The sequence below is a fragment of the Paenibacillus antibioticophila genome, from assembly GCF_000455265.1.
Classification (GTDB): domain Bacteria; phylum Bacillota; class Bacilli; order Paenibacillales; family Paenibacillaceae; genus Fontibacillus; species Fontibacillus antibioticophila.
The window spans coordinates 1,336,449-1,356,399 of sequence record NZ_HG005139.1 but is presented as its reverse complement, the minus strand read 5'-3'; the positions used below and the strand labels follow the sequence as shown (position 1 = coordinate 1,356,399).

Sequence of the window (19,951 nt, the reverse complement as noted above, 5' to 3'; positions counted from 1 at the left end):
GCACAGCTCATCATTATATTGTCGAACATGATAGGCGTTGCTTATATCGTATGGATGTGCAGTAACGGGGATCTTTCCCTGGGGGATTATGTTGCACTATCTCAAGCCTTTATTACAATCCAGGCCGTCATCCAAAGTGCTACTTATAATTTATCTTTAATGTACGAGGAATCCTTATTTCTCAAAGAGCTTTTCTTATTTCTTGATTTCCCGGAAGAACATCCTCACCAGGAGCAGTCCCTAGCTCCGTTCAAGTTGAATCATCAGATTGAGGTCCGAGACCTATGCTTCTCCTACCCGAGCAGTGAAGTGCAACGATTACGAAATATCTCCTTTAAAATTCAAGCAGGGCAAACGATTGCCATCGTCGGTGAAAATGGTGCCGGTAAGAGCACCTTGGCTAAATGCCTGGTAGGGCTTTATCAGCCCTGCAGCGGATCCGTATTAATCGATGGCATCCCGATCGCTAACATAGATAACGTATCTATGAAAGCCAACATTTCAGCCATTTTTCAAGACTTTGTGCAATATCAATTTTCGATTCGTGAGAACATTGGATTAAGTCATTACGAACAAATGGACAGCGACCATCTCATTTACTCAGCCGCTCATAAAGCTGACATAGAGCAGATTGCCAGCAGCTTTATGCATGGTTTGGACACGGAACTGGGTCCTATCTTTGAAGGCGGACAAGAACTCTCTTATGGTCAGTGGCAAAAAATAGCTCTCGCAAGAGCTTTTTTCAAGGACGCGCCAATTATGCTGCTTGACGAGCCGACCGCTGCGGTCGATCCGATTTCGGAGGCTTATTTTTACGAGCGATTTGCCGAATTAGCTAAAGGCAAAACAACGCTCATGATCTCGCACCGGCTTGCATCCTGTAAGATCGCAGACCATATTCTTGTATTGAAAAATGGAGAATTAATCGAGCAAGGGAATCATGATGCTCTCATCGCTTTAAATGGCGAATATGCGAACATGTTTGACTTACAGGCACAATGGTATGTGAATGAACAGGGGGAGGAAGAATCTGTATGTTCAAATGCTTAAGACTAAGAGGTGTGCTTCTCGGATTAGCACTGCTGTTGGCTCTTACAAGTGCTTGCTCGAACAATGCAGGTAACAGCAAATTGGAAGGGAAATTGGAAGGCCCGCTGAAAGTCATGTATGTTCATGAAGGCCTCTTTTTCCAAAAATACGGAAACTTGTTTATCACCAAATATCCGGGCGTAGAGCTCGAGGTCGTTAATTCGCAATGGATGTTCAATTATGCCGGCGAAGATATCAATAAGGCATTGCAACAATACGTGGAGGAACGGCAACCGGATGTCATTCTTCTGAATGAGAGTAATTATTCATATGCAGTGGATAACGGTATGATGTTTCCCTTGGATTCCGTGATCCAGCAGGATCAATTCGACCTCGATAGCATTCTTCCATTTGTTACGGAATCGTTGAAGGAACAAGGGGCAGGTATGCTCTACGGTTTGGCTCCTACATTCTCCGGAAGTGCACTCTATTACAACATGGATTTGTTTCAGATGTATAATATCGAATTGCCTAGAGATCGCATGTCCTGGCAGGAGCTATTCGCACTGGCTGAACGATTTCCGACGAATGGGTCAGGCGGGGAACGAATCTATGGTCTAACTTCCAGCACGACATCCAGCAATGCCATATTTGATTTATTAAGTAATGTTGCTCGAACCCACGGGCTTTTTTATACTAGTGCAGACGGAACAAGCCTCACGATGGATTCGGAAGCATGGCGCACGATTTACGAGAATATTGTTAAGGCATACAAGTCAGGTGCGATTTTTGATCCGTCGAGCGATTTTTTTTCAGAGGATTTGTTTTTGAAGGAGCAAGCTGCGATGGTCCTTGAGGGATCCTATTACTTGAATCAGATCAAGCAAGCTGAAGATCAGAGCGGTTCAACGATCAACTGGGGCCTTGCCACGATTCCCGTGGATCCTGCCGAACCCGATGCTACGATTGCCATGGGACTTACGGAGATATTCGGAATCAATGCCAATTCTCCTAACAAAAAATTAGCATGGGAATTCATCAAATACATCAATGGCCCCGAGGTCGCCAAAACGTTGTCACGGACTACCGATGGTTCGCTTTCCGTCAGATCTTCATTCGTAAGCGAGATGAACGGCAGATCACTTGCCGCATTTTACGAATTGACCAAACCGCGGAATTTCAACAAGCGTTATGAGCACTTGCCCCAAGGCTTTGAGGACGCCTTTGCTGAAATTGTGTCCCAAGAGACCACCTCTATTCTTGAGAATAAACAAACTATCGATGAGGCATTTCAGCATATCAAAGAACGGGGCAGCCAGGAATTGCAACAAGCCCATGAGAAAGGATCCATCACTAAAAAAACAAGTAGAAAGCTGAAAAGCTGAATATGCTTATCGGAGATGACGAGCCATCTGACAGATTAGTTTTCTGGTTCCCATGCCTCCAGGAATAAACATAAGCAACAATTCAAGAAACGACCCAGCCATAGAAGCTCTTTAGGCTGAGTCGTTTGTTGTCCGAGCATCTTCCATGATTATACATGACACCAAAGGGATGATAGTCCCGTTGCGTTGATACTGCGTATACGTAACAATATGTATTTTAATTTAAGATCCTCTATTTCTTATCTGTGAATTCCGGACTCTTCAAATTCTCTAGTACATCACCTCTTCTTTGATCGCCTTTTACTTGCAGAGGTTCTTTAAATAGTCATTTACTTCCTTCGGCTTTCTGAAAATAACAATATCCTTACTTCCCTTGTACTCATCTAATACATTCATGATTTGCACTCGTTGATTTTTTCTAAAATTCCATACGGACTTTAAAAATTTATAATTAATACTTTCCTGGCATTCCTTCCCCATGTACTCTCCGGTTTTACCATGATTCATAATTCTCCTTTTTATTACCCGGTAAAGACATAGATATCGTGAATAATCAAAAAAGTAAACCGTATCCGCAAAAGATAATCTAAATTCTATTGTTCTTGAATAGTTCCCATCCATGATATAAGTTTCTCGAAGTAATAAGTCTCTAAGTATTTCATCAAATTCCTGATCAGTACAGCTAATCCATCCTGGCTTCCAGTAAATTGTATCCAAATGAATTACAGGTATGTTTGATTCTTTGCTAAGCCTTGAAGAAAAAGTCGACTTGCCCGATCCCGGGCAACCAATAACTAATACTCTTTTCATTGTCCCTCCGGAATAGCTTTAATAAAGTATCTATGGATATATGATCCCTTTAGAGTCCTCGATTTATTATCCGTGTTGCATCTATAAGTCTTATATGATAGCAATGCCCTCATCGAGATTCTTACACAATTGTATCCAATGTTCCCATGCCTTCATGTAATCCGACAAATCACCTGGATGATGTTTTACACTAAGGCCGATTCGGCAATAGAGTTGAACAATTACTTCTTCAATCAGCCTCGATTTTTCTATTCTTACTTGTTCGAGAATATCAGATGCGGTAAACAAGGTTTCAACAGTAATATCATCAGGCGAAGAGCAAAACGCATAAAGAAAATCATAAATAATAGGTCCCACCATAGGAGATGGATCTATAACTCCAATTAATGTTGAATTATTATAAACAAAGTTATGAACCCCTGTATCGCCATGCAATAAGAACCTCTTTCCTTGCTCTGCATCATTATTAAATAATTGAGCAGCTTTCCGTTTTACGTAATTATAATCCTCTATCGATAATATGTTGCCTAAATTGATCCTGGCTTCTTCAATACTTATTTCATTAAATTCCTTCCATGTCTGTCTTGGATATTCAATTCTACCCCAAATACTCTCTTCTTTATATTCCACGTATTTATTAAGTAGATCTTTAACTAGGATCTTGAGCCAGTTTTTCTTTAAACCACGGTTATAATGAGTAGTACCCTCAATGAAGGTATACACAAAATAGGATCTGTCTTGGGCCGTTAATAAGACTTTGGGTAATAATACTGAATCCTCATATGTATTAAATAAATGTTCAACTAAATGAATTTCGTTAGGGTTATCAAATTTCAGAATATAGGTATGATCTTGTTTTGATTCCAGTTTCAAAACGAAGCCCGCCGTCGTGCCAGATAACCTTTCCATCTGTACAATTTCATCATTAATTTGATGATGTTGAAACAGCGAATTAACCTTATATAGGGTAGGTTCAAACATTATCCTTTTCTACTCCTTATACACTTCTAGTTGTTTCAGTCCCTTTTTTCTGTTGCTTTATACGCAACACCATCAATCATCATGAGGCAATCATTATCAAAAAATTCAGTAGTGGATGTCATTCGAGCAGGGAATTTATTCATTTCAAAATACTCGAGAAACACCTTCTCCATTTCAGGTAAGTCTTTTATATTTTTCAAGTACACATTCACCTTAACCAGAGATTCCAACGACATGCCGCATTCAGATAGAGTTCCTTTGAGATATAAGAGCGTATTATGTATTTGTTCAGTGAAGTTCTCTCCAAATCCCCGATGTAAGCCAAGATACACATAGTCCCCTGCAACAACCGCGGAAGAATAGCTATAGGGGGTTGAAATCCTTGTAATCATTCAAATCCTCTCCTTTACTTGATATAATCGGATCAATTATAGAACAAACGTTCCCAATCTGTAAATGATAAAAATAACACGGAATCTTGCCGCTCTACACCTCAACTATTCCTACAGCTGTATAAGGATAATCTAACTGCTTCTTTACGATATTCACTTCCTCCGCTCCTACAAACAGTTCAATTAAAAATAAACCCAAGTCGATTGAGGTAGCTACTCCTCCTGCCGTTATCACGTTCCCATCCTTGACAATTCGCGTCTTTATGACTTTTTTACAATAGGGTTCCAATAGATCATAAACATTAGGATGGGTGGTTGCCCTTTTGTCCTTCAAGAAGCCCGCAGCACCCAAAAGAAGCGAGCCAGTGCATACAGAGATCTTGTAAGTTGCAGATTCCGCAGATCGAATCCAGTCAATAAATTCATTATCATCCTTTAGTTTTCTGGTTCCCATGCCTCCAGGAATAAACACGAGATCATACTTGGATAAATCGGGTCTGATGACATTCACTTTAACCCGCATTCCAAGCTCATCGGTTACTTCGTCAGTTAATCCACAAATATCCCATGTAGTATCTTTCGTTTTATTAAATATGCTCAATCGGTAAATGACATCATAAAATCCGACAAAATCCAGAATGGTTACTCCATTAAATAGGACCAAAGCTATCTTCATTGAACCATCCCTCCAAAAATTATAGATCTACACAACATAGAAGTGTTAGTAACGTCAGTCGCAGTTGCTACTTCATCAAATTAACTTACAAGGTCTTAGCATTCTCAAATCTATGTATCCCAAAGTCTGTAATACTTGAATTTAGTATAGCCTCACTAAGTGGGTATAGGTTGGGGGTAAATCTGAGATCAATATTTAAATCCAGAATTCTTTCCATTAAATTTTGCATCGGCTGCATATATAAAGGCTTTACAGTTAGTTCGGATATATAATACCCAGCCGTCTCATCGAACAATTCAAATCCTGCGCTTGGCATCGTATATCGATAAATGGTTGCTTCCTTAATTGCCTTAAACCAATGAGATTCAACTGTAATAATAATATTCGAGTTGCTTCCTCCGAAAAACTTTTGCTCATCCTCTTCTTTCATACCTTGGGATCTTGTATATACAATTCTTGGGCAGTCTCTAGGAAAGAAAAAGGTGAACTCATGTGCTTTATCAATCGCCCAGACAACCGGCGGCATATCCCTTCGATTATGTTTTACCCTTGGTTTGAATAGAGCAATGTTTGATTCGCTGCTGAAATGATAAAGCTCCATTGCATCCTCCTCAGATAGTTAAGTAATAGTGAAAATATTCATCATCTTTCTTATATCCTATAGATTCGTATAGGCTTTGAGCACTTAAGTTTAAGTGAGATGTAGATAATTCGATTCCCTTAGCTCTTGTTAAAATTGCGAATTCCTTCGCCGAATTCAAAAGTTGTGTCGCTCCCCCCCGTTTTCGATATTCTTCAATTACATATAGATCATTTAAAATCCATGACCGTTTCATTGATATAGATGAAAATACCGGATATAGCTGGGTAAAGCCTACTGCTCTTCCGGTCTGAATGTCCCTAGCTATGAAAATAATGGATTCTTGATGCTCAAATCTTTCAAATAAAAACTGGCTTGCTCCTTCCGGATCAGCGGCTTGATTATAGAAAATGCGATATTGATCAAAGATAGCAACTAACTCTTCTAAATCATTAATGGATGCCTGTGTAATTTGAAATTGAGTATTCATCGAGATTCATCCTTTAGTTTTTTTTGTCTATATTAGCTATTCGCCAAACTGTTTTAAATGATGATCTAGATGTTTATATAACCATCATCGCATGCTCCAGCATCAAGTTCTTAATATCGTTTTTATTTCGTTTTTCAAATCCTCAAATATTGGTCTTTGCACTATATTTATTTCTTCAATATTTATTTCTTCAAGGGGTTTAAATTCAAGCCTTAGAGATTCATGGTTTGCATCATGATAGATAAGTATATGATCTTCAAAAGTTTTCCCTTCAAGATCAGCTTTAACATTAAATATAAACATTACAAAGACAACTTCATTCCCATCGGGATACCTATACTTCATACGCGGTCCACTATATACGGTATATAAATCATATTGCTTAACTTTTAATCCTGTTTCTTCATACACTTCACGAATCATCGTTTCCTCAACGGATTCACCTGCGTTCATCCCACCGCCAGGAAGTCCCCAGTCACCATAATCAGATCTTCTCTGCAGCAGTATTCTATCTTGATGATCTCGTATGATGGCTCCGCCAGTTACTATAATTCTCATCTTTAATTTTCCTCACTGTTTTGTAGATTAATCATTCGATTTTGCGTTAGTTCCTTACTTAATACTAGGTCTTCTTCTGGGTTGTATGGCCACATGCAAATCCCACGACTTGCTCTTCCGCTTTTCCAGCTTATTCGAGATCTAATTCAAATATCCTTTAACATTTCCTTTAAAGTTAAGGGATCAGCAGCTTTAGTGAAGTTGCTTTCTATATAAGAATTAAACCACATTGCTTGAATAGGTGTTAACCCGATATTATAGGCTCCCGTTAATTCATCTGAACCACCATCGCCCACAAAAATGGATTCCCGGGGGTCAACCTTCAGATGGTTACATGCCAACTTGTAAATCCTTTCATCCGGTTTCGCATATCCAACCTCATAAGAAAAAATTGCAACATCAAAATATTTTGAAATACCACTATCCTCCCAACACCTTACTTCCTCTTCTGTACAATTACTTACTAATCCAAGGCTAACCTTCTCGCTCTTAAGGAAAGATAACAGATCAATAATCTCAGGCTTAATCTCACGAAATGGAATTTCTTTCTCTCTCATTCTCTCCTCGTATAGGAATTTAATTGATTCTTCCTTATAGCTTAGCTCCCGCTTTATTAATATGTCTCTAATAACAGAAGGATAATACGGAAGAATACCCGTCATTCGAGCTTTACTTCGTATTCTCCATTCTTTTTTATATTCTTCATTTGGAAGTCCCAGAAGCTCGAAATAATCATAGTTGCGATTTGAAATTCTTTTACCTTCAGAGAATTCGGTCACCAATGTTTCGAACAAATCGAACAATACTGCTTTTGCCTTCAGATTGCTCAACTCCTTTCTTTCCGAACGTCTTTGTAATCCCAAAACGACCCAGCGGCTATAGCCTGTTGCGTGAATACTATTTTTCAACAATGACTAATGAGAGTGCAACATTAGATTCACCAGTTCCCATTGGTTTTTGACTAATTACTTTCCAACCATCTGATAATAGATTATTGAGCTCATCCAAATTATTTCTCTTCTCTGAAAAGAACCAAACTATGATTGCTTTTTGCATAAAGCATCTTCCTTCCTATTCATAAAATTATTTAATTTAGAATTGACTATAACTTAATTATCTCTTCTATTCTTCTAACCATCTCTTCAATGGGCATTTCAGTTGTATCAATGATACTAGTATCCATATTCTCGTACAATCTTAATCGTTCGACGCTTAAAGTAATCTGCTCTGTTGATCTATTATCGTGCTCCATCCTTTGTCGCAATGCAACTTCTGAACACGTTAAAGTAACTTTCTCAACCTGAAAATCCAAGTCACTCAACCGATCAAGTAAGCCGTCTAAAATTTCCTCTCGATGAAGAACCCAGTTGAAAATAACATAGTCGAATGTAGAATTTGTTAAAAAGCTTCTTAGTCGGCCCGCCACATGAATACATTCATGTTTCTCCAGCCGTACGCTAGTTCAATATGTTTATCTGCTCCAATTGTTATTATCGGCGATATTAGACATGCGACGAATAATTCAACTTATTCTTCTTATCGCTTTTAAATGCTGAATATGTATACCGATATGTCCTATGCCAAGGATGATAGCAAATGCAATCAGCCATATAACTTTCCCATAAATCCCTAATAATAAAAAAGCCATAACAGGCAGACTCGCAAGCGGTACAGGAATTCCACAGAAACTACGATAAACTTCTTCCTTTGTATGTTTACTAGTAAAATATCTAATCCAACAGATTTCATAAAGAATCATCAGTAAGAATGATGCTATTAGCCACAAACTCCAAGCCGAAAACGCTGTAATATTAAAATCGCTAAAAATTAACACACTACCTGTACAGCCTGCTTGTCCAACCCGTTCCAACCCTATTAACACTTTATTTTCATGAGTATTTTCATTATCCGTTGCTTGACTCTTACTCCAAATCATATTTGGAATAAATAACATTAATAAATAAATCAAGCCTACATATGAGAAGCCTAAATGTCCCAACATATACTCTCTCCTCAACTACTAACATTTCTTTTACTTAAATTCTTAAATACGGAGTAATCCTGACCCGACTTAATAAAACTTAATATCCTTTCGGCGCACTCTATTGGATTCAATTCTTCAGTATTTACTTCAAGGTCATATTCCTTAAAGCAATATACTAGATCGAACTGGGAGCTTGCTAGTCCAATCTGTCGATCTCCTCTTTTTTGCTCTCTTCTCACGAGTTCTTCCCTTGAGCACATTACGCCTATAAATAATGTAGGCTGATCAAAGAATGCATCAAGACACTCATTAAACCTCTTATCGTTATCGATCACCGTATCTGCGATTACATTCAAGCCCATTTCTGAAAACAATTTAATTGTCGAATAGTACATGGAGAGGATGGGGTCAAAAATGATCTGTGCAACAACGTGATCATCTACTTCTCTTGCAGGCTTAAAATCCGGAAATTTGTTATCAATAAATCCATTGAAATTATTAAAGAAATCATCTATTGATAAATGATGAAAAAGAATCTCTTCCTGATTTGTCAGTTCAACAGAAATACTAGTCTTTCCTGAGCTTGAAGTTCCGTTCAACAACACAATCGTTCCTTGCTTCATACCAATCACCCTCACATAAAGCTTTGTGTATCTTTCAAAATAACGTCCTTTAAGCTGCAAAACGACCCAGCCTTTAGATCACTCTAATCTCAGGATGGGTCGTTGGTTGTCTGCGCTCTTCCATGATTATACATCGACTAAGAGGCCCTTCCAAACCTATATCATTCAGCCAAATGAAAATATGCGAATGGTGATAATTTGTCTCTCATTTCATTTTTCCAGAAAGTTTCCAAAAAATCTGAGTGCTTAATTAAAACTGTATCCATTTCATTTCTATTATTACTTGAATCAATCTCCGTTTCTTGGAATCCTAAGGCTTCACGGTGATACAAGTTTACATATTGTTCAATATTGTATAAAACTTCTCTATAGAATTTAATATCCAACAATTCAAGATCTGCATCTAAGTCTACGTTATTTAATACTTTGTAAGCCTTTAAGACACATCTAACATAATAATCTTGTCTTGTTCTAAGTGGAAGATACTTAGATTCCAGGTGATTCACGGACTCTCTTTTATATCCTAGCCCCATTATGCTGAATGTAATGCATGAACTTATAATGACTAGCAATAAAGCATGAAGTTGGTTTTTTAATAAAGTTGTCTCAATATCGTTAATCGATTTGATATTAGGAGAGTAGGTGTATTGTCCAATTAGTCTTGTAGCTGCAAAAGCATCTGCATCCATTTCCAGAACCTGACTCTCTAAAGGAAGTAATTGATTCTGACGAGAATCCATAAACAATGATAACTTTTGTTGATTCATGCTAAGAGAATTGTAATAATCTAAATGTCCATTAAAGATATGCCCTAGTTCGTGATAGATAATTAACCTACAAGAAATGTGATGCATAAGCTCTAAGTAAATATTTGCCTTTTTAAGATCGTATTTTCGCTCCCCGGGTACGATAGTATAGAATTTCATATTCTTTTCGTATAAGAGTGTATTTAGAATCTTAAATATCTTTTCAAAAACTTCAGACCTAATATTTAGTTTGTAACAACCTTCAGGCAACAAGCTACAATTAGCATTAAACTCCATACTATCTGTAATGACATAATCGATTTTTAATTTTGTTCCAATGTAATCAAATAAATTATCATTACAATAATGAATCGATGCATCCAGATAATCAGTATACGCCTCTTTAGCTTTCTCGGATAACACGATAGCACCTCTTTTATATTTACACATTGATGCAAGTAGGTCATGTAGATATTTCAGTAAAGGCTTTATATAAACCGTCTTTCTTATTTCTTATCTAGTTGTTCCGCCAAACCGATTAAAAGTCCTTCGATTCCTCGAATGTAGCAGAGTCGATACGAGTCCCCGTACTGAACCACTTCGCCAACGAGCTGTGCGCCATACTTAGTCAGTCTGGATACCATTTCGTCAATGTCTTTAACTGCAAACATGACGCGTAAATAACCGAGGGAGTTTACAGGAGCAGTCCGGTGATCTGATACCGTAGGTGGAGTGAGAAATCTCGAAAGTTCAAGTCGGCTGTGCCCATCTGGGGTAACCATCATAGCAATCTCTACGCACTGAGAACCAAGGCCAGTTACGCGACCTGCCCATTCACCTTCAACCGTGGTTCGCCCTTCTAGGCTCAAGCCAATTTCCTCGAAGAAAGAAATCGCCTCATCAAGAGATTCCACAACGATGCCGACATTGTCCATTCTTAACAATTTATTTTTTTCCATAGTCGTATCTCCTCGTCTACAAATTTACTGCAAAAACCTAGAAGTAAGGGAAATGTGAAATGGGGTTAAATTCCATTGTTAAATCTAAAAACTAGCTTATTACTATCATTTTCAGTTTCTGCTATCTCGTCTTGGTACAATGAGGGCTATCCTGGTTCCCTTCTAAGCGATCAAAAAAAACCCACCTTCGGCGCTAACCTTGGGGTGGGTTTTTACTTTCTCTTGTTGTTCGAATTAATGTAAGTGAGAAATGCGAGGCTGCATGATCCAAATAAAAAATATCCTCGTCAATGCTTCTTTAACTTCCATGGCTCCACCTTCTTTTGAAGGGAAACCACGCCCACTCAAGATTCAATTGTCCTTCCTATTGTACCATCATCTACCAATAAGGTGAAGAACAATTGTTCTGTTTTCTTGAATCCTAATTACGATGCGCCCCTTAATTCCGGAGTTTTCCGATGGTAACATCATGTGTCGCAGTCTTGTTCGTCAACCTCAGGCATTTGTTGTAAAGCCATTAAACAGCCAGTGATCCCCTTCTCTAATGAACTCGAAATAAATGGTGCCATGAGTGTCCTGAAAGTAGTTCGCAAACACAATTTGAAAGCCGGATCCATCTTCGTTATAACCAGAACCCCAATATTCTAAGTTGCTGAAATTTAATCCTTTAAGAAAATCAGACCGAATCTCTTCACCATAGTATTTGTAAACGATCTGATTGTTTTCTTTGTCGATGGTTATTTCTTTGGCTTTTGTCGATTCTAGGAATGAATATTGATTATTCTCCATCGCGTCAAAGATCTTAAAAGATAAATTCAATGTCTCCCTTAGATCCATCATAAACTGTTCGCTTGGGGTCTCCGCTTCGTTGATCCAAGACTCGACTTCTTGAGAAGATCGAATATTTTCAGTTGAATCCTGTAACAGATTGGAGGAATTATTATTTGTATGAGCAGTACAACCACTCAACAGCGCTAAGGAAACAACAGCAATTAAGAACACTCTAGTACCACTCATGAATCGTCCTCCTCTATGATTCATATTCCCTAGTTCCAAATTGGTTTGAAATCCGGGATATGCTTCATGATGTACGACCTACGTTACAACTTCTCCACTATGGGCATCAACCATACACGAGCAATCGATCATGTACATTAATTGATAGCCCCTCTTCTGGGAATGCCAGACGAAATAGGGCTTGGACACCACCGAGGCGGCGATTCTCTGAAACGCCTGTTCCTTATCCATCACATCCGGAGCTTTCTTGGGCAGATGTCCTACTCTCATATCGCCGATCACGTTGAAGTTTTCCCGATCCACCATCACCTTGACTCGAAATACAGCCGTATAGCCTGCGTCGCAACGCTCCAGGATGGCTACGAGCATCCCGCTCTTACGCAGGACGCGAGTCATCTTCCATTGCCCGGATTCATCGGGATAAATTCTGCTGCCCCACCGGCATACGGCCTCATATATACGCTCAAGCTCCTCACGACTGATAGGAACGGCATCGGGGTGCACGGCGTCCCAATCGATCACCCCATCACTGCGTTCACTTGACGACACATGCTGCACCACACGTTCCCCGATGCTGCTTGGTGTCTGAAGCGGCTCCCTATTCTCTCCCTCAGAGTCGTTCTTCCAAACAAGCCGCCTGTTTAACGGAGCTTGTCCCAGGAATGGAACATGCAGCTCGTACGGCATCGTCTCGCCGGTTGCTGTATTCAGGAAGGTCTCCCCAACGCCATAGAACCAGGTCGGAAACTCACTGGACTCCGGAGCATAGATAAGCTCAAAGTTTGCCAGTGCGATCTGACGTTTTTGTTCAGCGGACGGCGATGCTTGCGGCGAGTTGTATACGGGAATGTCCTGAGCCATGTGACCGCTGTAATCGGAATAAGCAACCACTTGGCCATTCCGCGCCACCCTGACCTGAATCGGCATCGGAGGATAAAAGGGAATGCCGTCCCGCGTCCGGCTGAACGAAAAGACGGCAGTTTCCTCCTTATCATTCGCTTGGACAAGCTCCAGATTGCCTGCGTGCTCCGTCAATCCGGCAAAGCGCTCTACCCATTGCAGAGCACGGGCTTTGGCTTGCTGCGGCGTTATGCCTGGCATTCCTTGCAGCCTCTTCGCTTCCTGAACGCTGTGGAAGGAGCGTAATGCGCAAGTGCGTCCATCCAGTTCAACCATGACAGCCCCGGGAGGATTCCCCTCATTCTTCCCCTGTACCGATTCGGGAAACCATTCCAATTCAATTCGATATTCTGTATCATGGACCGGCGACAATTGCTGACGAATCCGCGAGGCATGACGATGCAGTCCGGTCAACGCCAGTTCTTCTTCCCAATACTGCCATAACCTTTCCATATCCAACTGTTCAATGGCCATCATTTCTCACCTCAATCTGTGTAATACTATTCTCCCTCCATGGCTCCTTCAGCTAATACTTCAGAGACTTTGACTTGATACTCATCGGAAGTCAATGCACGAAATAAAAATTCGTTTAGATGACGGGAAAGTCTTGCCATCTCCTTTTCAGACAGGTTATTCATAAACAGGACAATTTCGGAATGATTTCCCTTCTTGTCAATCGCATAAATCGCTGAATTCAATATGTAGTTCGTAGAGCCGCCTTTAAATCCTAGATGGTCAAACTGCTGCTTATTTCCTTCGCTTTGCATCGCCGTTTCCATCACTTCATCCAGGTATGTCTGCACCTCCGGCGTAAAGTATTTCCGGCTATTGATCTTGGACAGCAATATGCCGTAATCTGCTGCTGCGGCACTAACCATTCGATCTGAATTGAATTTATCTATTTCATCGTCATACCAAAGTTCTATTTGCACCGCTTGTTGGAAGGAACCGTCCGCATCTCCCCGCAGCTTCTCATGGACTTCCATGGCCAACTCTCGAAACCTATCCTGAGGCATCTCCTTCAGTTCCGTTTTGACCCTCTCGATTTTTTCTTTGTCTGTCAAGTCTTCGTAATCCGTCATCAACAAATAAGGAATAAATAATGAGGAATAAAAGGGATAGAGTGGCTCATGTGATTGCAATCCCAGCTTTTCCAAATTAAGATTAATCGCCTCAAGTCCCAGAATCTCTATTAAATACTCCATATTGGCATTGCTGCTGAATGATATCATGCCTTTGACAACCTCTCTCAATGGCACCGATGAATGGTCAATGACCGAGCTCAGAGATTGTTCCCATTCCTCCTGAGCCCCTCCATCCAACTTCGGGATGTAATAGCGGTTCAGCTCATCCAGCGACACCCTTTGATCGGGATCAATCTTATTTTGAGCTGCTTGCTGCGCATACTCTACCGCTACGATTATTTTGGCCACACTGGCAAGCGGCATTGCCCGGTCCGCCTGATATTCCACAAGCGACTCCTGGTTGTTAAGCATCGTGAACGCGGCCTTCTCCGGATTCTGTTGAATAAACTCCAGCACAGCATCGGCATCTGCCCTGGGGGAGAGATACATGTTCAGCAACAAAAATATCGCAACAGCGGAGAGCGCTATACCTCCGGCTACTGCAATCAGGGTTCTTTTACCATTACGTTTCATGTTTATCCCCCACCTCTATTCGTTCTGTTCAATCATTTTTCTCCATAATCCTTTGGCGCTTTAGGGATAGCCAACTCTATACCTGTGCATTAAAAGTGACGTGCATGTCATTTTTTAATATACAGGGTCAAATTTTACTTGTCAATGTCGCAAGCAATCCTTATCATAGCCGTTATCAACCAAAGTGAGGGGTGAATGATAGGATAAATTTGTCGACATATGCCTTTAGGAGCGAGTAAACAAAAAGGTCATAACGTGACTCCATAAAAGACTTGCGAATCCGTGTAGAAATCGGTACGCTAATAAAAGCCAGGAAGTAATTTCCTTTCAACCTGGCTTAGCTTTGAAAAATCTATTGTCACAGATTCATGGTATCTGTGTAAGGAGGAAGGTATGAAGCTTTTAGCTACACAAGTTGGATACGTCTATTTACCTACAACGGATATTGAGAAAACGGTTCTATGGTATAGGGACAAGCTTAGATTACAGTTAGTAAATCAATTTGAAGACAGAGGCTCTCAAATTGCCATTTTGCATTTTCCTCATAAGCACGCAATTGCAATTGTGCTTGTCGAGACATCAGATGACAGACCCCTTTCGATTGTTAGAAATGCTTCCCCTTATCCTGTATTTACCATTAATTGTCCTGATATTGAGTTCACTCATCAATACCTGAGTGGTCAGGGAGTAGAGGTTGAGGCTATTCATTCTTTAGGGGATGGCGAAGCAAAATATTTTTATTTTCGAGATGACCAAGGTAACCTGCTTGAAGCAGCATGGTCCCAATGGGATCTCGTAGATGAAGTCAAAGATTCCTTTTTGAAGTAGCTTTTCTCTATTCATTCATCGACATCATAAAGGGAGGCGTAAGGCGTGACACTTATTCCTAACCAAAAAGGGAAGGCCGTGAGTTGCTTTACGTCTCCTATCAATGAGAGCTCCCCTATTGCTACTTCATGTGTTTGCTAATATATGCGAGTATAAGGCAAATCGGTTAGACTTAAATGTTTGGCGCCTCTAAAGTGAACAGTGTAATGCACCTTTGAAACGTTCATTTGAAAGTTGGTTTGCAGTATACGTGGAACTGCTGTCCAGTTGTATCCACACATCATCCGAATTAAACTTGTTCACTTTTTATACATGCATCATGTAACGAAAATACACAAGCTTCAACCTTCTACTTTTTTCAACTTTCTACCGGGTACCATCTTAAATCTTCTGCCTTGATGAAATTAGATTGAGCATATCTATATTCGTATCTTACTCTTCCCTTATCGTCCAATGCTTGTGGATTCAGATCTTGCCAGTCTATTGATTTATTCCATGAAAAAGTAATTGGTTCACCCAATATCACCTGTTTACTTTGCCGCTCTGCTTCAGGACCTATTTCTAATGAAGTAACTCGGGGATCGTCAACTATAATACTCATTACAGTTGCCCTCTCATTTTCATTAGCTAATATTACACCGCCAATCGTTTTTATAGGATCCATATTGTGAAAGTAATACACTGAAATTCTAGAAACCCAAAGAAAGCCGGCTTTTTTCAAACTAATTGCCGTTATTGGTTTTTCCGACGAATTAAAAACAAAAACGGATCCCTAGTCATAATTAACCTGATCTAACAGAACTGCATCCTTTGGAATAAAACTATTTGCCCTTGCGGCACTTAGACTATCAAGCCTATAGCCACTAGAAAAAATAAAAATTAATGCAATTACCGATAGGATAAAAAATACAATTATTTTTCTCCTCATAATCTTCTCCCCATGCATTAATTTCAGATAACGTTCTTGGATGTATTTTCTCTTAAGAACACACTTTATCCAATATCTTCTAATTACGTTGCCATCTTCCTCAATGTAATCCCTATCCGCTTTTCCACCGTTCTTAATAATGGTTCTTTCTGAAGCGATGTTCCAGGCATCACAAACAACTAAAACATCCTCTATCCCGAGCTTCTTCGCTTCAACTAGCGAAAGCTTCAATAAGGCCGATGCATATCCCTTACCTCGTTCAGATGGTCGAATGCCATATCCTATATGGCCGCCAGCGTTAAACAAAAATTCAGACAACCGATGTCTTATGTTTACAGCACCTAACACCCTATCTCTATCATCAATCAACCAGAACGTGGAGTCTGAAACCCATCCCTCCGGTAACCCGACGCCCTTCTCATGAGCCTCCAGAAATTCAAGCATTGCCTCAAAACTAGTGGGATCCCTGCTAATGACCCAAGGCACCATATCTTCGCCAGAGTCTTTCCATTCTTGATAAAAAGACAGGTATTCATCCTTCAGATCTAGATGAGGTTTTACGAGCTTTAAATTACACATGTCATCCGTCCTTCCACAGGTGTTATTCCTTTGGACTTATCTATACGGGAAAAACTTTTCTTGTTTCATTTCATATTCATTTAACTCTACAATTAATGAATCTCTAAAATACACAATACTAGCGCCATTCCATTCATATTCTTTTCCTTCGAAAATACATTTGAATCTCCACTCAACAAATGCCGACACACTTTCTTTATCAAATCCAATATACTCTATGATCCAATGCACTACTCTGTTTCCATCTTCATTCCATTGAGTGAACCACTTTCTCAATTCATCTCTACCTTCAATAATTGCCCCTGTGCATTCTCTTACGATGGCTTCATCATGTATTACTCGCGAGAATTTCGAGAAATCAATCTCAACCCATGATTCAAAATATAAAGTGATTGTATCAACCGCATCATTCCGGTGCATTTTTATCCCCTCCCTGAACTGTTAGAAATCACAGTGCCTTTATACATCCGAGTACCTAATTCCTGCTCTTATATTCATGGCTAAGAATAGACATTATAGAAAGTGATTCGAATCTACCTCCTTTGAAAATACTGTCTCTAAGTGTCCCTTCAAAGACAAAACCTACTGATTCATATGTATGCCTAGCACGACTGTTAAAATCTTTAACATCTAACCATAATCGATGAGTCCCCGTATTTTCAAAAACCCACTTGATTATAAGTTTCAATGTTTCTTTACCGTATCCTTTACCCTTCAACTGAATAGCTATGCGCTTAATACATAGAGCTTTATTCGAATCTAACAATCCAGTCAATATTACATATCCAATTTTATCTCCACTATAATTCTCAATGATCAAATGCCTCATATCTTCATTTGTTAATGAGTTCAAGTGTTGTTCGAATGTCCATTGTCCAATATATGGCGTGTTTTCTTGATCGTTTTCGGTACTTATAACAAATGTTAAATCTGATTCTTCAGTTTGCCGTATCTTTAAAACAGCAGATTGAGTTTGCATATCATCCCTTCTTTCCTCTTGGTGACCGGCTTCCATGTTTTGCTTATAAAATCTCTTCTAAATCATTTAGTGTCTCTATTACAAAGTCAGGCTTCACTTCATGATCCCAAATCTTCTTGTTACGATTTAACCAACATGCTATTATTCCTTCTCGTTTTGCTCCCACTACATCTGACACCGAGTCTCCAACATGAATAACTTTTCTAGGGTCTATATTATAAAATTTAAGCATTTCTTTGAACATAGTATTAGCATCATCGTTTTTGTAAGATTTATATCGTTCTGAAGTAAAGATATCGATTCCGTAATCAGGATAAAATCCTGGGATCATTGCGTCGTCAGCATCTCTTATAATACAAATTTTATACTCCATCGAGAGCCGATCTAAGCATTTCAGTGTGTCCTCATAAAATTCCGACAATGTATGTTCATCTAACAAAATCTTACTTGCGGCTATGGGATCGTATGAAATATTTAAATGCTCAAACACACTTACAAAACTTCTTTCATATACTTCCTTTATTAAAAAGAATTGCTTTGTATTTTTCAACTGCACCCAGTGTTCAAAAAAATAACCTAGCAGCAGTTGAGCATGCTCTTCAGCAGCTTTGTATGTATAGGTATTCGACATGATAGGTTTCCATATCTGCTCTATTCTTGAATCAACATTTACTAATGTTTGAAACATGTCCAGGCTGACTAAATCAAATTGCTTCATCATATTATCATCCTTGAATTAGATTTTTACGGCCATTTCCTTTCTTGCCGCTTCCCTGATATTATACCTCACTAAGTACCTCATTTCACATATATAAATTAGCTTAGGACTGCCGAGGATGACCATATCCTTGCCTGGTAGCTGTTTGAGGTAAGCAGACTCGGTCGCTTCGCCGGAAAACTACAATATCGTCTGCAAAATATAACGTTTGCTATATTTAGTAGCATCTAGGAACTTTTGAAGAATTGCATTAAACAAATAGGGTTGACACAAGTGGCATGGATGCCTCTCTTATGTCGCTTGCGAGGTTAGCTGTCGGATTCGAACGGTGAGAGTCCCCCTATGATCGAGGCGACTAACTTAACATATACCTATCCTGCTACAGAACATCCTGTGCTGCACGGCATTCACTTTCAGATCAAGAAAGGAGAAATCTTTGGCCCTTCTGGGACCATCGGGGGCCGGCAAGAGTACAGCTCAACAAATTCTGATCGGGAAATTAAAGACATATAGCGGCTCGGCCTGGGTGCTAGGCCAGGAAGTTCGTTCTGTGAACGCCGCGTTTTATGAACGGATTGGTGTCGCTTATGAATTTCCTCATTTTTACAACCGTTTTACAGCCCTTGAGAATTTAAGGCATTTCCGCTCGCTATATCGAAATCAACTGACCGATCCTAAAACACTGCGGGAACAGGTTGGACTGGGGGACGCCGCCCACAAAAAAGTAGAGACCTTTTCCAAAGGCATGAAAATGAGGCTTAATTATTGCCGTTCCGTTCTGAACAACCCGGAAGTGCTGTTTCTCGACGAGCCAACATCGGGTCTCGACCCCGTACATGCCGACAATCTGAAACAATTAATTGAAGCCAGACGTGAAGCTGGGGCGACGATTGTCATTACGACCCATAACATGCAAGCGGCGGAGCAGCTATGCGACAGGGCGGCTTTTATGATGAACAGACAAATCCTCTTCATTGACTCGCCACGAAAACATCTTTATCGCCGCCGCGGGGAGAAAGACGCCATGAGACTAACGCGACTTGTTTGTTTGACGTTTGTTATCAATGGAGGCATCGTTACTATCTGGTCTATTTGATCGTCTGCTCCGTGTATGTCGGCATTTTGCATGCG

24 protein-coding genes and 1 pseudogene are annotated in these 19,951 nt (G+C 39.9%); 4 read left to right on the top strand and 21 right to left on the bottom strand.

Annotated features, from left to right (window positions below; translation table 11 throughout):
• Both TX85_RS06025 and TX85_RS06020 read left to right on the top strand, forming a co-directional pair.
• Positions 1-1,050: ABC transporter ATP-binding protein (locus TX85_RS06025; RefSeq protein WP_222860702.1), on the top strand; the 1,050-nt coding region annotated here is incomplete at its 5' end.
• The gene (locus tag TX85_RS06020) at positions 1,035-2,414 is read left to right on the top strand and encodes an ABC transporter substrate-binding protein (protein ID WP_044478203.1); all 1,380 of its coding nucleotides are present in this window, start codon (positions 1,035-1,037) and stop codon (positions 2,412-2,414) included. The genes TX85_RS06025 and TX85_RS06020, both read left to right, overlap by 16 nt.
• A gap of 300 nt (positions 2,415-2,714) precedes the next feature.
• Here TX85_RS06020 and TX85_RS06015 read toward each other — a convergent pair whose 3' ends face one another.
• The 16 genes from TX85_RS06015 to TX85_RS05940 all read right to left on the bottom strand — a co-directional run bounded on the left by TX85_RS06015 (position 2,715) and on the right by TX85_RS05940 (position 14,788).
• Positions 2,715-3,224, bottom strand: coding sequence for an AAA family ATPase (locus TX85_RS06015; protein WP_044478202.1), 510 nt, complete (start codon positions 3,222-3,224; stop codon positions 2,715-2,717).
• Positions 3,225-3,314: 90 nt separating this feature from the next.
• Positions 3,315-4,205 carry a phosphotransferase gene (locus tag TX85_RS06010; RefSeq protein ID WP_049894824.1) on the bottom strand — a complete coding sequence of 297 codons (891 nt, stop codon included), beginning with the start codon at positions 4,203-4,205 and terminating at the stop codon, positions 3,315-3,317.
• Positions 4,206-4,240: 35 nt separating this feature from the next.
• Positions 4,241-4,597: a RidA family protein gene (locus TX85_RS06005; RefSeq protein WP_044478200.1), complete on the bottom strand. Its 357-nt coding sequence runs from the start codon at positions 4,595-4,597 to the stop codon at positions 4,241-4,243.
• 94 nt (positions 4,598-4,691) lie between these two features.
• Positions 4,692-5,273, bottom strand: coding sequence for a DJ-1/PfpI family protein (locus TX85_RS06000; RefSeq protein ID WP_044478199.1), 582 nt, complete (start codon positions 5,271-5,273; stop codon positions 4,692-4,694).
• 85 nt (positions 5,274-5,358) lie between these two features.
• Entirely contained in the window at positions 5,359-5,874 is a 516-nt protein-coding gene (locus TX85_RS05995) for a DUF6886 family protein (protein WP_044478198.1), read from the bottom strand.
• Between the two features lie 10 nt (positions 5,875-5,884).
• A complete protein-coding gene (locus TX85_RS05990) occupies positions 5,885-6,343 on the bottom strand; it encodes a GNAT family N-acetyltransferase (RefSeq protein WP_044478197.1) in 459 nt (152 codons plus the stop codon).
• Positions 6,344-6,445: 102 nt separating this feature from the next.
• Positions 6,446-6,901, bottom strand: coding sequence for an NUDIX domain-containing protein (locus tag TX85_RS05985; RefSeq protein WP_044478196.1), 456 nt, complete (start codon positions 6,899-6,901; stop codon positions 6,446-6,448).
• 146 nt (positions 6,902-7,047) lie between these two features.
• Positions 7,048-7,731: an HAD family hydrolase gene (locus TX85_RS05980; RefSeq protein ID WP_233500628.1), complete on the bottom strand. Its 684-nt coding sequence runs from the start codon at positions 7,729-7,731 to the stop codon at positions 7,048-7,050.
• A 67-nt stretch (positions 7,732-7,798) separates the two neighbouring features.
• Positions 7,799-7,957: a hypothetical protein gene (locus TX85_RS26725; protein ID WP_158297303.1), complete on the bottom strand. Its 159-nt coding sequence runs from the start codon at positions 7,955-7,957 to the stop codon at positions 7,799-7,801.
• 466 nt (positions 7,958-8,423) lie between these two features.
• Positions 8,424-8,903 (bottom strand): hypothetical protein, encoded by a 480-nt coding sequence (locus tag TX85_RS05970; protein WP_233500627.1) that lies wholly within the window; start codon positions 8,901-8,903, stop codon positions 8,424-8,426.
• 11 nt (positions 8,904-8,914) lie between these two features.
• Entirely contained in the window at positions 8,915-9,508 is a 594-nt protein-coding gene (locus TX85_RS05965) for a chloramphenicol phosphotransferase CPT family protein (RefSeq protein ID WP_044478195.1), read from the bottom strand.
• A 161-nt stretch (positions 9,509-9,669) separates the two neighbouring features.
• Complete coding sequence (locus TX85_RS05960; RefSeq protein ID WP_044478194.1) at positions 9,670-10,677, bottom strand: hypothetical protein; 1,008 nt, start codon at positions 10,675-10,677, stop codon at positions 9,670-9,672.
• Positions 10,678-10,760: 83 nt separating this feature from the next.
• Positions 10,761-11,213, bottom strand: coding sequence for a VOC family protein (locus tag TX85_RS05955; RefSeq protein ID WP_044478193.1), 453 nt, complete (start codon positions 11,211-11,213; stop codon positions 10,761-10,763).
• A 495-nt stretch (positions 11,214-11,708) separates the two neighbouring features.
• Positions 11,709-12,230 carry a hypothetical protein gene (locus TX85_RS05950; protein WP_044478192.1) on the bottom strand — a complete coding sequence of 174 codons (522 nt, stop codon included), beginning with the start codon at positions 12,228-12,230 and terminating at the stop codon, positions 11,709-11,711.
• A 78-nt stretch (positions 12,231-12,308) separates the two neighbouring features.
• Positions 12,309-13,607 (bottom strand): YcdB/YcdC domain-containing protein, encoded by a 1,299-nt coding sequence (locus TX85_RS05945; RefSeq protein WP_081671653.1) that lies wholly within the window; start codon positions 13,605-13,607, stop codon positions 12,309-12,311.
• A 23-nt stretch (positions 13,608-13,630) separates the two neighbouring features.
• Positions 13,631-14,788, bottom strand: a complete 1,158-nt coding sequence (locus TX85_RS05940; protein ID WP_049894822.1) for a serine hydrolase — start codon at positions 14,786-14,788, stop codon at positions 13,631-13,633.
• A gap of 393 nt (positions 14,789-15,181) precedes the next feature.
• Between TX85_RS05940 and TX85_RS05935 the strand changes: the two genes are divergently transcribed.
• On the top strand, positions 15,182-15,616 hold the full coding sequence (locus TX85_RS05935; RefSeq protein ID WP_044478191.1) for a VOC family protein: 435 nt from the start codon (positions 15,182-15,184) through the stop codon (positions 15,614-15,616).
• Positions 15,617-15,974: 358 nt separating this feature from the next.
• On the opposite strand, the gene TX85_RS05930 is transcribed toward TX85_RS05935, so the two are convergent.
• From TX85_RS05930 to TX85_RS05910, 5 genes and pseudogenes are all read right to left on the bottom strand, one after another.
• Positions 15,975-16,280, bottom strand: coding sequence for a hypothetical protein (locus TX85_RS05930; protein ID WP_222860701.1), 306 nt, complete (start codon positions 16,278-16,280; stop codon positions 15,975-15,977).
• A 327-nt stretch (positions 16,281-16,607) separates the two neighbouring features.
• A pseudogene (locus TX85_RS05925) lies at positions 16,608-17,123 on the bottom strand (GNAT family N-acetyltransferase); the annotation flags it as partial.
• A 36-nt stretch (positions 17,124-17,159) separates the two neighbouring features.
• A complete protein-coding gene (locus tag TX85_RS05920; RefSeq protein ID WP_044478188.1) occupies positions 17,160-17,543 on the bottom strand; it encodes a nuclear transport factor 2 family protein in 384 nt (127 codons plus the stop codon).
• Positions 17,544-17,598: 55 nt separating this feature from the next.
• Positions 17,599-18,138 carry a GNAT family N-acetyltransferase gene (locus TX85_RS05915; RefSeq protein WP_233500626.1) on the bottom strand — a complete coding sequence of 180 codons (540 nt, stop codon included), beginning with the start codon at positions 18,136-18,138 and terminating at the stop codon, positions 17,599-17,601.
• 7 nt (positions 18,139-18,145) lie between these two features.
• Positions 18,146-18,820 carry an HAD family hydrolase gene (locus TX85_RS05910; RefSeq protein WP_044478186.1) on the bottom strand — a complete coding sequence of 225 codons (675 nt, stop codon included), beginning with the start codon at positions 18,818-18,820 and terminating at the stop codon, positions 18,146-18,148.
• Positions 18,821-19,256: 436 nt separating this feature from the next.
• On the opposite strand from TX85_RS05910, the gene TX85_RS05905 reads away from it, so the two are divergent.
• The gene (locus TX85_RS05905) at positions 19,257-19,916 is read left to right on the top strand and encodes an ABC transporter ATP-binding protein (protein WP_049894821.1); all 660 of its coding nucleotides are present in this window, start codon (positions 19,257-19,259) and stop codon (positions 19,914-19,916) included.
• Positions 19,917-19,951 lie beyond the last annotated feature (35 nt).

Excerpts from the sequence above, each read along its gene's own strand:
- TX85_RS06020 (WP_044478203.1), top strand. The coding sequence starts at position 1,035 with ATGTTCAAATGCTTAAGACTAAGAGGTGTGCTTCTCGGATTAGCACTG.
- TX85_RS06015 (WP_044478202.1), bottom strand. The coding sequence starts at position 3,224 with ATGAAAAGAGTATTAGTTATTGGTTGCCCGGGATCGGGCAAGTCGACT.
- TX85_RS06010 (WP_049894824.1), bottom strand. The coding sequence starts at position 4,205 with ATGTTTGAACCTACCCTATATAAGGTTAATTCGCTGTTTCAACATCAT.
- TX85_RS06005 (WP_044478200.1), bottom strand. The coding sequence starts at position 4,597 with ATGATTACAAGGATTTCAACCCCCTATAGCTATTCTTCCGCGGTTGTT.
- TX85_RS06000 (WP_044478199.1), bottom strand. The coding sequence starts at position 5,273 with ATGAAGATAGCTTTGGTCCTATTTAATGGAGTAACCATTCTGGATTTT.
- TX85_RS05995 (WP_044478198.1), bottom strand. The coding sequence starts at position 5,874 with ATGGAGCTTTATCATTTCAGCAGCGAATCAAACATTGCTCTATTCAAA.
- TX85_RS05990 (WP_044478197.1), bottom strand. The coding sequence starts at position 6,343 with ATGAATACTCAATTTCAAATTACACAGGCATCCATTAATGATTTAGAA.
- TX85_RS05985 (WP_044478196.1), bottom strand. The coding sequence starts at position 6,901 with ATGAGAATTATAGTAACTGGCGGAGCCATCATACGAGATCATCAAGAT.
- TX85_RS26725 (WP_158297303.1), bottom strand. The coding sequence starts at position 7,957 with ATGCAAAAAGCAATCATAGTTTGGTTCTTTTCAGAGAAGAGAAATAAT.
- TX85_RS05970 (WP_233500627.1), bottom strand. The coding sequence starts at position 8,903 with ATGTTGGGACATTTAGGCTTCTCATATGTAGGCTTGATTTATTTATTA.
- TX85_RS05965 (WP_044478195.1), bottom strand. The coding sequence starts at position 9,508 with ATGAAGCAAGGAACGATTGTGTTGTTGAACGGAACTTCAAGCTCAGGA.
- TX85_RS05955 (WP_044478193.1), bottom strand. The coding sequence starts at position 11,213 with ATGGAAAAAAATAAATTGTTAAGAATGGACAATGTCGGCATCGTTGTG.
- TX85_RS05950 (WP_044478192.1), bottom strand. The coding sequence starts at position 12,230 with ATGAGTGGTACTAGAGTGTTCTTAATTGCTGTTGTTTCCTTAGCGCTG.
- TX85_RS05945 (WP_081671653.1), bottom strand. The coding sequence starts at position 13,607 with ATGATGGCCATTGAACAGTTGGATATGGAAAGGTTATGGCAGTATTGG.
- TX85_RS05940 (WP_049894822.1), bottom strand. The coding sequence starts at position 14,788 with ATGAAACGTAATGGTAAAAGAACCCTGATTGCAGTAGCCGGAGGTATA.
- TX85_RS05935 (WP_044478191.1), top strand. The coding sequence starts at position 15,182 with ATGAAGCTTTTAGCTACACAAGTTGGATACGTCTATTTACCTACAACG.
- TX85_RS05930 (WP_222860701.1), bottom strand. The coding sequence starts at position 16,280 with ATGGATCCTATAAAAACGATTGGCGGTGTAATATTAGCTAATGAAAAT.
- TX85_RS05920 (WP_044478188.1), bottom strand. The coding sequence starts at position 17,543 with ATGCACCGGAATGATGCGGTTGATACAATCACTTTATATTTTGAATCA.
- TX85_RS05915 (WP_233500626.1), bottom strand. The coding sequence starts at position 18,138 with ATGGAAGCCGGTCACCAAGAGGAAAGAAGGGATGATATGCAAACTCAA.
- TX85_RS05910 (WP_044478186.1), bottom strand. The coding sequence starts at position 18,820 with ATGAAGCAATTTGATTTAGTCAGCCTGGACATGTTTCAAACATTAGTA.